At 75.1% G+C, this 12,077-nt stretch carries 12 protein-coding genes and 1 pseudogene; 4 read left to right on the top strand and 9 right to left on the bottom strand.

Annotated elements, in window-relative coordinates:
* Positions 1 to 180 precede the first annotated feature (180 nt).
* Both HYQ63_RS04165 and HYQ63_RS04160 read right to left on the bottom strand, forming a co-directional pair.
* Positions 181 to 678 carry a DUF2267 domain-containing protein gene (locus HYQ63_RS04165; protein ID WP_179932567.1) on the bottom strand — a complete coding sequence of 166 codons (498 nt, stop codon included), beginning with the start codon at positions 676 to 678 and terminating at the stop codon, positions 181 to 183.
* Between the two features lie 71 nt (positions 679 to 749).
* Entirely contained in the window at positions 750 to 1,256 is a 507-nt protein-coding gene (locus HYQ63_RS04160) for a helix-turn-helix domain-containing protein (protein ID WP_179932566.1), read from the bottom strand.
* A gap of 85 nt (positions 1,257 to 1,341) precedes the next feature.
* On the opposite strand from HYQ63_RS04160, the gene HYQ63_RS04155 reads away from it, so the two are divergent.
* The 3 genes and pseudogenes from HYQ63_RS04155 to HYQ63_RS04145 all read left to right on the top strand — a co-directional run bounded on the left by HYQ63_RS04155 (position 1,342) and on the right by HYQ63_RS04145 (position 4,361).
* Complete coding sequence (locus HYQ63_RS04155; protein ID WP_179932565.1) at positions 1,342 to 2,112, top strand: methyltransferase domain-containing protein; 771 nt, start codon at positions 1,342 to 1,344, stop codon at positions 2,110 to 2,112.
* Between the two features lie 58 nt (positions 2,113 to 2,170).
* Positions 2,171 to 2,653, top strand: coding sequence for an NUDIX domain-containing protein (locus HYQ63_RS04150; protein WP_179932564.1), 483 nt, complete (start codon positions 2,171 to 2,173; stop codon positions 2,651 to 2,653).
* 20 nt (positions 2,654 to 2,673) lie between these two features.
* Positions 2,674 to 4,361: pseudogene (locus tag HYQ63_RS04145) on the top strand (GAF domain-containing protein).
* Here HYQ63_RS04145 and HYQ63_RS04140 read toward each other — a convergent pair.
* Together HYQ63_RS04140 and HYQ63_RS04135 are read right to left on the bottom strand one after the other, a co-directional pair.
* Positions 4,300 to 5,388, bottom strand: coding sequence for a hypothetical protein (locus tag HYQ63_RS04140; protein ID WP_179932563.1), 1,089 nt, complete (start codon positions 5,386 to 5,388; stop codon positions 4,300 to 4,302). The pseudogene HYQ63_RS04145 and the gene HYQ63_RS04140 sit on opposite strands and share 62 nt — an antisense overlap.
* A 35-nt stretch (positions 5,389 to 5,423) precedes the next feature.
* The gene (locus HYQ63_RS04135; protein WP_179939728.1) at positions 5,424 to 6,143 is read right to left on the bottom strand and encodes a response regulator transcription factor; all 720 of its coding nucleotides are present in this window, start codon (positions 6,141 to 6,143) and stop codon (positions 5,424 to 5,426) included.
* Between the two features lie 235 nt (positions 6,144 to 6,378).
* Here HYQ63_RS04135 and HYQ63_RS04130 point away from each other — a divergent pair, with 235 nt between their 5' ends.
* Positions 6,379 to 6,960 carry a hypothetical protein gene (locus HYQ63_RS04130; protein ID WP_179932562.1) on the top strand — a complete coding sequence of 194 codons (582 nt, stop codon included), beginning with the start codon at positions 6,379 to 6,381 and terminating at the stop codon, positions 6,958 to 6,960.
* Between the two features lie 75 nt (positions 6,961 to 7,035).
* On the opposite strand, the gene HYQ63_RS04125 is transcribed toward HYQ63_RS04130, so the two are convergent.
* From HYQ63_RS04125 to HYQ63_RS04105, 5 genes are all read right to left on the bottom strand, one after another.
* A complete protein-coding gene (locus HYQ63_RS04125; protein WP_179932561.1) occupies positions 7,036 to 7,701 on the bottom strand; it encodes a CBS domain-containing protein in 666 nt (221 codons plus the stop codon).
* Between the two features lie 23 nt (positions 7,702 to 7,724).
* Positions 7,725 to 8,420, bottom strand: coding sequence for a pyridoxamine 5'-phosphate oxidase family protein (locus HYQ63_RS04120; protein ID WP_179932560.1), 696 nt, complete (start codon positions 8,418 to 8,420; stop codon positions 7,725 to 7,727).
* A 5-nt stretch (positions 8,421 to 8,425) separates the two neighbouring features.
* Positions 8,426 to 9,493 carry an alcohol dehydrogenase catalytic domain-containing protein gene (locus tag HYQ63_RS04115; protein WP_179932559.1) on the bottom strand — a complete coding sequence of 356 codons (1,068 nt, stop codon included), beginning with the start codon at positions 9,491 to 9,493 and terminating at the stop codon, positions 8,426 to 8,428.
* A gap of 985 nt (positions 9,494 to 10,478) precedes the next feature.
* Positions 10,479 to 11,387 carry a universal stress protein gene (locus HYQ63_RS04110; RefSeq protein ID WP_179932558.1) on the bottom strand — a complete coding sequence of 303 codons (909 nt, stop codon included), beginning with the start codon at positions 11,385 to 11,387 and terminating at the stop codon, positions 10,479 to 10,481.
* Positions 11,384 to 12,016, bottom strand: coding sequence for a CBS domain-containing protein (locus HYQ63_RS04105; RefSeq protein WP_179932557.1), 633 nt, complete (start codon positions 12,014 to 12,016; stop codon positions 11,384 to 11,386). Before HYQ63_RS04105 ends, HYQ63_RS04110 begins: the two co-directional genes overlap by 4 nt.
* Between the last annotated feature and the right edge of the window lie 61 nt (positions 12,017 to 12,077).

The following is a 12,077-nucleotide window of genomic DNA, read 5'->3' as shown; positions in this document are numbered from 1 at the left end:
AATCCCACGCCTCCGCGGCTCATCCGGGTCCTCCCGAGACTCGGTTCGCTGCCGCTCCGCGGTGTCTCTCCCCGTTTGTACACGGCGGAGCGGCAGCCCCGGCCAGCTCCCGGCCGGAGTCGAACCGCCGGCGGCCGCGGAGGCCCTGACCTCCGCGGCCGCCGGTGCGTCGCCCCCCGCTCAGCCGCCCGCGCCGCCGCGGCCCTCCGCCTCTCCGGCCTCCGCGTTCCCGGTCCCCGCTTCTCCGGACTGGACGGCCCGGGCCTCGGGCAGCAGCCCCCGGATGTCGTGCGGCAGCGCGCCGTACACCTTCTCCATCAGCTCCGGGTCCACGGCCGAGTCCAGTACCTCGAAGAAGGCCATCGCCTCCCGGATCGCCTCCTCCTCGGTGCTCTCGATGCGCCAGGCGATCCGGCCCGCGAAGCCGGTGAGGCCGAACCGCTCACCGTGGTCACGGTGGTGCGCCCGCTGCTCCGGAGAGCCCTCGTGGGAGGCGATGACCCGGCGTATCGGCTCGGCGGCCCCCGCGGGCAGCTGCGCCGCCAGATGGTCGGCAAGACCGCCCGGAATCCGCTCGGCGAGCGTTTCGAGCGTCGCGCGCACGGTCCGCTCGGCGGCCTGCCGGTCGGGAAGCTGCGCCCGGGCCTGCACCTGGCCTGTCAGTTCTTCGTAGCGCATGATCGGCGCTCCTCGGGATCGGGTTACCCGGCGTCCCCCGCCGAGTGCCCGGGGCCGCCCCGCGCGAATCGTCACTCCGGTTCGCGGGAGGCGAGCAGCGGGCCCAGGACCCGCGTGCCGGGGCCGGTGCGTCCGCCGGGGCCCGGCAGCTGGGTGGTGTTGTGCACGGTCAGCGGGTCGCCGCAGTGCGCGCACGCGGTGACGGGGGTGGTGTCCCGGCCGCAGGTCAGGTGGTGGACGCGGGCCGGTGCCCCGTCCGTACCGGCGCACCAGCGGTCGCCCCACCGCATCAGCGCCAGCAGCACCGGGTACAGCTCCTCGCCCTTCTCGGTCGCCCGGTAGTGCTCGCGCGGCGGCCGCTCCTGGTAGCGCTCCTTGCTCAGGACGCCCTCCTCGACCAGCCGGGCCAGCCGGGCCGCCAGCACCTTGCGCGAGATGCCGAGGTCATGGGCGAGATCGTCGAACCGGCCGACCCCGGTCAGCACGTCCCGCATGATCAGCGCGGTCCACGCGTCGCCGAACAGATCGGTGGCGCGGGCGATCGAGCAGGCCACATCGGCGAGCGGAGTACGGGTCATGCCCCGACCCTATCCGAGTTCCCTCGGGGAACCCAGGGTGTTAAGTTCCCCCAGGGAACCCACCACCGGGATGAGGGAGAAGAGCATGGCCGCCGCCCCGCGCATCGAGCTGGACGCAGACGCGCCCGACGCCGTCGACGGCCGCCAGATCAGGGCCGTCGCCTTCCAGGAGTGCCGCATGGCGTACGTCCGCGGCACCCTCGCGGCCCTCGGCCGCACCCCGGACGGCTGCCGTGCTCTGGTCGTGGGCAGCGGCCGCGGGCTGCTCGCGCGCGGGCTGGCCGGGCTCGGCTTCGACGTCACCGCCGTCGACCCGTCCGCCGCCGCCACCCGCATCGCCCGCCAGACGCACCCGCACGACCACCCCGCCGTCGCCTACCGGACCGCGCCCGCCGAGGAACCGGGCCTCGCGGACGCCGCGTTCGACCTCGCCTACTACGCGGACACCTTCGAGATCACCCCCGATCCCGACCGGGTGCTGGCGGAGGCCGCCCGGCTGCTGCGCCCCGGCGGCGTCCTCGCCTACGACACCGTCAACCGCACCCCGCTGTCCCGGCTCGTCTACCTCGGCGCCTTCCAGCGCCTCCCGCTCACCCGGATCATGCCCGCCCGCCGCTACAGCGCGGCCCGGCTGCGCACCCCCGCCGAACTGGCCGCCGCCCTCGACCGGCACGGCCTGCGCAACGAGGACATCTGCGACTTCCGGCCCCGGGACCCGCGCGGCCTCGTCCGGGCCACCGTCGCCCGTCGCCGCGGCAGGATCACCGACGAGCAGATCCCGCCGCTGGCGGGTTTCGTACTGGCCCCGGGCGCCCGGCCGCGCGTCACCTACCTCGGCTACGCCCTGAAGGGCTGACCGCGCCGCCCCGGCGGCTGAACGCGGCAGTGCGCGCGTTCCGGCGCACACTGGCACTGTGACGGGAAAGTGCAGCGCCGGGATCCTGCTGTACCGCGGGACGGGTCCGGCCACGGAGGTTCTGCTCGGCCACATGGGCGGGCCGTTCTGGGCCGCCAAGGACGAGCACGCGTGGTCCGTGCCCAAGGGGGAGTACGAGGGGGACGAGCTTCCCGAGGCCGCCGCGCGGCGCGAGTTCCAGGAGGAGCTGGGGCTGCCGCCGCCCGCGGGCGACCTCCTTCCGCTGGGCACCGTACGGCAGACCGGCGGCAAGCTGGTCACCGTCTGGGCCCTGGCGGGCGACCTCGACCCGGAGCGGATCACACCCGGCACGTTCGCCATGGAATGGCCGCGCGGGTCCGGGCGGACGCGGGAGTTCCCCGAGGTCGACCGGGTCGCCTGGCTGGACCTCGGCCGGGCCCGTACGAAGATCATCGCGAAGCAGCAGATCTTCCTCGACCGGCTCGGCGAACTGCTCGACGGGCCGGCCGGGACACGCTGACGGAAAACACGGTGGTGGGCATGGAGCACGTGAGGAGTTCCGAGTACCTGCCCCGGCTGCGCCTGGACGAGCTGCTGGAGGAGCTACAGGTGCGCATCGACGCGGTGCGCGGCACCCAGGACCGGCTGCACAGCCTGCTGGAAGCGGTCCTCTCGGTCGGCCGCGAGCTGGATCTGCGCCAGGTGCTGCGGCGGATCGTCGAGGCCGCTGTGGTGCTGGTGGACGCCGAGTACGGCGCGCTGGGCGTGATCGGCGACGATCAGGGGCTGGCCGAGTTCCTGCCGGTGGGGGTCGGCCCGGAGCAGAGCGCGGCGATCGGTTCGCTGCCGGCCGGTCACGGCATCCTGGGCGAGCTGATCCGCCACCCCGAGCCGCTGCGGCTGGCCGAGCTGTCCGAGCACCCCGCCTCGTACGGCTTCCCGCCCGGCCATCCGCCGATGCACTCCTTCCTGGGCGTGCCCATCCGGGTGCGGGACGAGGTGTTCGGGAACCTCTACCTCACCGAGAAGCGCGGCGGGAAGGAGTTCGACGGCGAGGACGAGACGGTGCTGTCCACCCTCGCCGTGGCCGCCGGGGTCGCCATCGAGAACGCCCGGCTGTACGAGGAGGCCCGGCACCGCCAGCACTGGCTGGAGGCGAACGCCGAGGTCACCAACAACCTGCTGTCCGGCGTGGACGAGACCGGAGTGCTGGAGCTGATCGTCGACCACGCCCGCCGGATCCTCTCCGCCGACCTGGGCGTGCTGATGCTGCCCGTCACCGGATCCGACTCCCTCCAGGTCGCGCTGGCGTCCGGCACCGACGCCGAGGCGCACCGCGGCCTGGTGCTGCCCCGCGAGGGCACGTTCGCCGGTGCCGCCTTCACCGCGTCCGAGCCGGTCACCAGCACCGATGTGGCGAACGACCCCCGGATCACGGTCGGCCCCCAGCGCTGGAACGGCCTCGGCCCGGCCGTCGCGGTCCCGATGCGCACCAGCGACGGGGTCGGCGGCGTCCTCTCCCTCGCCCGTACGGAACGCAGCCCCGCCTTCACCCAGATCGAGACGGACACCCTGCTCGGCTTCGCGGGCCAGGCGGCCATCGCCATGAAGCTGGCCGAGCGGCGGCGCGACGCCGAACAGCTCGCCCTGCTGGAGGACCGCGACCGGATCGCCCGCGATCTGCACGACCTGGCGATTCAGCGGCTGTTCGCGGCCGGGATGACGCTCCAGAGCACCCTGCGCTTCGTCCAGCACCCGGAGGGCTCCGAACGGCTGCTGCGGGTGGTGGACGACCTCGACGACACCATCAAGATCATCCGCTCCACGATCTTCGGGCTGCGCTCCCACGAGGCGGGCCCCGCGGTACAGGGGCTGCGGGTCCGTACCGCCAAGACGATCGAGGAGGCGGTGCCCGCGCTCGGCTTCACCCCCGCGCTGCGCACCGAGGGACTGGTCGACACCGATGTGCCGCGGCCGGTCGCGGACGACATGGTCGCGGTGCTCGCCGAGGCGCTGTCCAACGTGCCCGTGCACGGCGGATGGCTGACGGCGGATGGCTGACCCTGACCGTGACGGACGACGGCGTCGGCATGCCGGACGGCGGCCGCCGCAGCGGGCTGCGCAACCTCGCGGAGCGCGCCGAGAAGCTGGCCGGGCGGCTGGAGCTCACCGCGCCCGCGGACGGTGGCACCCGGCTGGTGTGGGCCGTTCCGCTTCCGGACCGCTGACGCCCGCTTCCGCACCGCTGACGCCCGGCCCCAGCCGGATCAGCATCTGCACATGGCCGGGTGCGCGCCGCCCGTCGCTCAGCGCCCAGCGCAGATCGGACCACTCCAGCGCCTGGTGCAGCAGCGAGGCCCGGATGCCGTGCGCCGTCGCCAGCAGCAGGACGTGTTCCAGCGCCTGACCGGCCCGCAGCCAGTCGGCACGCCGGTCATGGGCGGTGGTGAGCACGGCGATCGTCGGCCGGCTCTCCAGCATCGCGGTCGGCGGGCGGCCGTCCACCGGCGCGGCGCGGTGCTCACGCGGCGGCAGCCGCCCGGCGGTGTCCCGGGGGCCGAGCGCGGCCACGGGCGTGCCGGTGGGGGTGTCCGCAGGCGTGCCGGTGGATGTGCGCGCGGGGGTGCCGGTGGGGGTGTCCGCGGGGGTGCTCGTGGCGATGCCGTACGGGCCGCTCTCGCGCACCCGGCCACCGCTCGCCGCGCGTTCACGGTGGTCCTCGGCGGTGCGCCGCTCGGCCTCCGCGGTCAGTTGCAGCAGCCGCGCGGTCTCCTCGGGGCCCGCCGGGTACAGCGTCGCCCCGTCCCCGCGTGCGGCCTCGGCGAACACGCCCAGCTCCGTCGGCGGCAGCCACCGGCCCGGGAACGGGAACCGGCTGCCGGGCCGCCGCCAGATCATGTCGTACAGGCCGTTGGGGTGCGGGGCGGCACCGCCGGGCGGGGACACGGCCAGCCCCACGGTGGCCAGCAGGTCCGGCTGGGAGCGGTGCGGCAGCAGCCGCACCACCGGCTCCCAGCCGAAGTGGGCCACGGCCACGCGCAGATTGCACACGGCGGCCCCGGCGGAGACGCACAGCGCCCGCCCCATGGGGTCGGCCTGCCGCAGACCGCGCTCCGGCGCGGCCCGGACCTCCAGGGTGACGGTGTCCGGGTTCAGCCGGTACCGCCATGGCTGGGCGTGGAGCATCGACGGAGCGGCGACGGCGGCGGAGATCAGCTTCTCCAGCGTCGCCGCGTCCAGTACTGCGGGCTCCATGGTCTTCTCCTCGCCGGGCGGGGCGGTCACCGGGGTCAGCGGGGCGGGGCCGGACGGGCGTCGGGACCCTCCGCCGGGGACGTGTGGCTGGCCAGGACGGCGGCCTGGATACGGCGCTCCACGCCCAGCTTGGCCAGCAGCCGCGAGATGTGGTTCTTGACCGTCTTCTCGGACAGGAAGAGCCGCTTGCCGATCTGCCGGTTGGTCAGCCCCTCGCCGATCAGCGCCAGGATTTCCCGCTCGCGCGGCGACAGCCCGGCCAGCGCCTCGTCCCGGGGCTCCTGCGGGGCGTCGTCGCCGCGCAGGGTCCTCATCAGCCGGGCGGTGGTGGCCGGGTCCAGCATCGACTGGCCGGACGCGACGGTCCGTACGGCGGACACCAGGTCGGACCCCTTGATCTGCTTGAGCACATAGCCCGCGGCCCCGGCCATGATCGCGTCCAGCAGCGCATCGTCGTCGTCGAACGAGGTGAGCATCAGGCAGGCCAGCCCCGGCATCCGGGAGCGCAGTTCACGGCAGACCGTGATGCCGTCCCCGTCCGGCAGCCGGACGTCCAGGATGGCCACGTCGGGCCGCAGCGCCGGGCCCCGGGCCAGCGCGTGGTCCACCGTTCCCGCGTCGCCGACGACCTCGATGTCCGGCTCGGCGTCCAGCAGATCGTGCAGCCCGCGCCGTACCACCTCGTGGTCGTCGAGCAGGAACACCCTGATGGGCGCAGGGGGTGTCACCCGTGTCCCGGCCCAGGTCTCGCTCATGGCGCCCTCGCACCGCTCGTTCCGCTCGTTCCGCTCGTCGATCCCGCTCGTCGGTCCGCTCGTCGGTCCCGCTCGTCCGTCCACCCGGCCCCCGGTAGACGAGCGTGGCGCATCCACCACGTGCACACCAGGGCCGAACGGGCCCCCGCGCGGCCGCGACGGGACCGAAAGGCCCCCGACGGAGAGGGCTGCACGGCCCTCGTATCCTCACCGCGCGCGTGCCACGGTCTGAATCATGGGCACGAACGTGCGGGGGCGGTGGTTGTGGCGATGGCGGCGCAATCCCCTCAAACGCCGCTCGGACGTGGTGGAAGCCTGGGTGGTCCTGGTGACCGGCCTGGTGATGGTGGTCGGCGGCCCGGCGGCGGGGGTCGCGACCGGCGACGCCGTGGCCGACGACCTGCGGCAGGAGCGCGCGGACCGGCACCGGGTGCCCGCGGTGCTGATGGAGAACGCCCCCGCCGCGCTGCCCGCCGCCGACGGCACGGATACCGCCCGGGTGCGCGCCGAGGTGCGGTGGACCGCACCCGACGGCGTCGTGCACACCGGCATGGCGCGGGTCGACGAGGGCAAGCGCGCCGGTACGGCCACCACGGTCTGGACCGATGAGCGCGGCCGTCTCGTCTCCGACCCGCCCACCGAGCGGCAGGCGGCGACCCGGGCCACGCTGGCCGGTGCGTCGGCGACGGCGGGGGTGTGCCTGGTGTCGCTGGCGGGCCGTGGGGTGGTGCGGTGGCGGCTGGACCGCGGCCGGGAGCGTGAGTGGGAGCGGGCGTGGGCCGAGGTCGGCCCCCGCTGGACCCGCCGCCACACCTGAGTCACACACCTGAGCCACCCCGCCACACCTGAGCCGCCCCGCTACGGCTGAGCCACCCCGCTACGGCTGGTGATCTCAGGCCGGTGGGCCCGTCAGATGGACGGTGGTCAGCTGGTTGTCGAAGTCCACGACGCCCTCGATCGCACGGATCAGCCGGGCCGCGGCCGGGATCAGCACGGCGTCCCGGACATGCCCGGTGAGGGTGACCACGCCCTCGCTCACGCGCACCTCGACCGCCTGCCCCGGGGCCGGGAAGAGATGGGCCACCACCTCGCGGCGCGCCTCCTCCTCGATCTCCTCGTCCGGCCGCAGGAACACCTTCAGCAGATCGGCGCGGCTGACGATGCCCTCCAGCCGCCCCTCGTCGTCGACCACCGGAAGCCGCTTGACCCGCTTGTGGGTCATGATCCGGGCCGCCTCGGCGAGCGTCGCGTTCGCGTGCACCGTGATGGCCGGGCTCGTCATCAGCTCATCGGCGCTCACCGCGCCCGCCTTGGCGATGCCGGGGAGGTCGCGTAGCTGGGCCAGCCGCGCCGGATCGCTGTTCCGGAACTCCTCCTTGGGCAGCAGATCCGCCTCCGACACCACACCGATGACCCGGCCCTCGCCCGCCAGCACCGGCAGGGCGCTCACCTTCCACTGCTCCAGCGTCCTGACGATCTCCTTGAACGGTGCCTCGCGGCCGACGGCGACGACGGTATGGGTCATCACATCGCTCACGATGTGCGCGGTCCGGGACACGGGATCCTCCTGTCGGCGTCCAGTCAGCCCGGCTCGCCGCGCGCCCGGATCCGGCGGCCGGTGATGCGTTCGGGCTCGATGCGCAGCCACAGATCGCGGCCGCCGCCCGGCCACGGCGGGGTGTACGCCGCGTCGTCCAGCCGCCGTACCGCCGCCGGGTCGGTGACCCGCCGGGCGCGGCCCACGACGAGCACGCTCCAGCCCTCGCTGAGCGCCTCGTCGATGTGGTCCACCTCGAAGGCCACCTCGGCGCCCGCCGCGGCCGCCGGTGTGGCGTCGGGTGCGGTCCGGAACACCACGGCGTCGTCCACGACGCTGTAGTTGACGGGCACGATCGCCGGGCCCGGCGCGGTGGAGACCGAGACCCGTCCCACGCCGTGCGTGGCGAGCAGCTCCCGGCACTCCCACGGGCTCAGCTCCAGCAGATCGGCGTGGTGCGCGGCCCGGCCGCGGCCGGGCGGCGACATGGCGGTGCCGCCGCGCAGTTCGGCCGTGCTGGTTTCCAGCGCCGAGGCCAGCCGCAGCAGGGCTCCGGCGCCCGGATCGGCGGGGTACTCCTCGACGTAGCGCACATAGGCCGGCGAGGTGCCCGCCCGCGCGGCCAGGTCAGCCCGGGAGAGGCCGAGCTGTTCGCGCCGCAGCGCCACCCGCCGACCGAGGTCGCCTCCGCCGCCGATGGGCCGGGTGTCCGCCTGAGCCGTCCTGGATGTCTCGGACATCGCGTTCACTTCCCTCGGGTGACCAGGGGCGGATGGTGCCCGCCGATCGCGACCTTGAGCGCGCCGGTGTCGGCGGACCGGGCGAACACGTCGTACGCCTCCTCCATCTGGTCGAGTTCGAACAGGTGGGTGATCAGCGAGGACGCGGGCAGCCGTCCGGCGGCCAGCATGGACAGCAGCGTGGGCGTGGAGTACGTGTCGACCAGCCCTGTGGTGATCGTGATGTTCTTCTTCCACAGCTCTTCGAGGTGCAGCGTCGCGGGCCGGGCGTGCACGCCGACGTTGGCGATCCGTCCGCCCGGTCGCACCATGCGGGTGCAGACCTCGAAGCTCCGCGGCGTCCCCACGGCCTCGATCACCACATCGGCGCCCAGCCCCTCGGTGAGGTCGTCGATCAGCCGCTCGGGTTCCTCGGCGGCGTCGGCCACCGCGTCGGCGCCGACCTGCTTGGCCGCGTCGAGCCGGAAGGGGGTGAGGTCGACGGCGATGATCCGGCCGGGGGAGAAGTACTCGGCAGTGGCGATCGCGGCCAGCCCGACCGGGCCCGCGCCGACCACCGCCACCGTGTCGCCGGGCGAGACCCGGCCGTTGAGCACGCCCACCTCGTAGGCGGTGGGGAAGACGTCCGCCAGCAGCACCGCGTACTGCGCGTCGGCCGCGGCGGGCAGCGGATGCGTCGACAGATCGGCGAACGGCACCCGGACGTACTCGGCCTGCGTGCCGTGCACCGAACGCCCCAGGATCCAGCCCCCGCCGCCACGGCACTGCCCGTACGCCCGCTCCCGGCAGAACCGGCAGTGGCCGCACGCCGAGATGCACGACACCAGCACCCGGTCCCCGGGCCGTACGCCGCGCACCTCGTCGCCGGTCTCGACCACCTCGCCGACGGCCTCGTGGCCGAGGACCGTCCCGGCCCGGACGTCCGGCACCTCGCCCTTGAGGATGTGCAGATCGGTGCCGCAGATGGTGACCGTGTCGACGCGGACGATGGCGTCGGTGGCGTCCTCGATGCCGGGGTCGGGCACGTCCTGCCAGGAGAACAGCCCGGGCCCCTGGAAGACGAGTGCTTTCATGGCCGCTTCCTCTCGTGCGGGGCGTGCGATGCGTGCCGCCGCGTGCGGTGCTCCGCCGCGTACGGGGCAGGCGGCGCCGGGGGCCGCCCGCTTCTCGTGGGCCCGGATTGCGCGGTGCGCGGTACCCGGTGCGTGGTGCTTGACCGGTCCGCTTCTCCGCGTCTGTTGAATGCCCCCGGTGCCGCTTCCAGGCGACCACGCCGGGGGTACCCGCCGCCTAGGGCCAACCGGCCCCCGCCCAGGTCATCCGGCCCACCCCCGCCACGGCGCCGACGCCCGAGCCCCGCGCTTCGGGGCTGGGCCCCGGCCCGGACCCGCGCCCGAACGGTGTTCCGGGGCTGCCCCCGGGGCCCCGTTCGGCCTGCGCCTCGGGCCCCTGGGGCGGCTGTTCCCCCACCCCGCCCCTTCCCGAGACCGGGGGCACGCCCCCGGACCCCCGCCGGACGCGGCCGGGCTGGACGCCTGTCCGTGGGGCGCTCTCGGGCCCTCGCCGGACCAGCCGGTTCGGCGTTCGGTCCCCTAGGCCCCGCCGGGCCCGAGCCTCGGCCTTGCGCTTCGGGGCTGCGCCCGGCCCCGGGCCCGCGCCCGCACGTCGTTCCGGGGCTGCCCCGGGGCCGTTCCGGGCTGCGCCTCGGCTCCGCGCGTCGGGCGCTCGGGGCGGTTGCTCCCCTACCCTGCCCCTTCCCTATACCGGGGGCAGGCCCCCGCCCCCGCCGGGCGCGGCGAAGCCGGGAGTCGGTCCCGGGCCCCGCGGGGCCCGGCCGGAGTGAGCGTCTGAGGCCCGGGCCCTTCGGGTGGTTGGCCCGTGACGGTTTCCGGGTCCGGCGGGGCCGGGGGTTGGCCTCCGGGCCCTCGCTGGACCGGCCGGATCGGCGTCCGGTCCTGGGTTCCGGCGGACTCGGCGAGGTCGGGAGTCGGTGGGCGCACGCTTGCCGGGCTCGGCCGGGGGCGGGCCGGAGCGGACGCCGGGCGTGGCGGGGCTGGGCTAGCCCACCGGGACCAGGACCACCGGGCAGTGTGCGTGGTGGAGGACCGCGTGGGTGACCGGGCCCAGCTGCATGCCCAGGCGGGTCGTCCGCCGCTGGACGGCCAGCACCAGGACGTCCGCCGCGCGCGACGCCTCCACCAGGGCCTGGGCCGGGGCGCTGTGCGCCGTGTGTTCCTGGACCCGCACCTGCCCGAACTCCTCGCGCAACTGGGCCACCACGCGATACGTCACCTCCTGCTCCCGCTCCGCCCGCAGGGCCACGGCCTCCCGCGAGGGCAGCGCGTGGTCGCCCGCGAAGAGGCGGGGGCGGGCCCAGGCGTACAGCACGCGCAGCCGCGCACCGCGCCGTATCGCGTCCTCGAACCCGTAGCGGGCCGCCGCCTCGTCCGCGCCGCTCTCCACCCCGACCAGCACCTTGCGGTGGCCCTCGGGCCCGTACGCGGGCGCCGGTGCGTCGCCGCGTACCACCAGCAGCGGGCGGTGGGTGTGGGCGGCCAGCCGCAGTCCGACCGAGCCCAGCAGCAGCCCGGTGAAGCCGCCGAGCCCCCGGGTGCCGATGACGATGAGCGAGGCGCGTCCGCCGATCCGCAGCAGTTCGGGCACCGCGTCCTGCGGGGTGAGGGTGGGGACGATCCGCAGCTCCGGGTCCTGTTCGGCGGCCCGGGCCATGGCCAGCCGCAGTACGGTCCGGGCGACCTCGACGGGGGGCCGCTGCGGTTCGGCGTCCGCGTCGAAGGCGAGCGGATCGGTCCGCGCCCAGGGCCAGGCGTGCACGATCTCCAGCGTGGCGCCGCGCCGCCGCGCCTCGCCGACCGCCCGGTCCAGGGCGTGCCAGGCGCTGTCGGAGCCGTCCAGGCCGACCACGACCCGGCCGCCGTTCCGGGTCGGCCGTACGGGGCCGGTCATGGCGCACCCCCTCCGGGCGTACCGCCCGAGGGGGCGGCCGGGCGCGAGTCGTCCACGCGGTAGGTGAGCCGGTCCACGACCGCCACCACCCCGTCCACCTGCCCGGCCATCCGCACCGCGATCGGGACCTCGCTGTGCCGGTCCAGTTCCCCCTCCAGCCGTACGATGCCGTCGGTGACGGTCACGGTGACGGAGTGCGGCCGGAGCCACAGCGATCGCACCAGCACCTCGTCGATGACCTCCGCGCGGATCTCGTCGTCCGGGCGGAGGAAGATCCGGAGCAGATCGCGGCGGGTGACGATGCCGATCAGCCGGTCCTCCTCGTCGACGACGGGCAGCCGCTCCACGCGGTGGCGCGCCATGGAGCGGGCGGCGTCGACGATGGTGTCCTGCGGGCGCACGGTGACGGCGGGCCGCGACATCAGATCCCCCGATGACACCGCACCGTCCGCCCGGGCGGCCAGATCCGTGCCGGTGATGACGCCGACGACCTTGTCGTCCTCGTCCACCACGGGCAGCCCACCGATCCGGTGCCGTTCGAGCAGCGCGCCGACCTCCTCGGACGAGGCCCCGTGCCCGACCCGGACGACATCGTCGCTCATCACGTTGCCGATCTTGCGATGCTTCATCCCCGCCTCCTCGCGGACCAGCCTCCACCGGCCGCCCGCCCGCCCTCTTGGGCTGCCCGGG

It is taken from the genome of Streptomyces sp. Rer75 (genome assembly GCF_013414305.1).
Classification (GTDB): domain Bacteria; phylum Actinomycetota; class Actinomycetes; order Streptomycetales; family Streptomycetaceae; genus Streptomyces; species Streptomyces himastatinicus.
The sequence above is the reverse complement of the archived record's forward strand: the minus strand, read 5'-3'. Positions and strand labels throughout refer to the sequence as shown.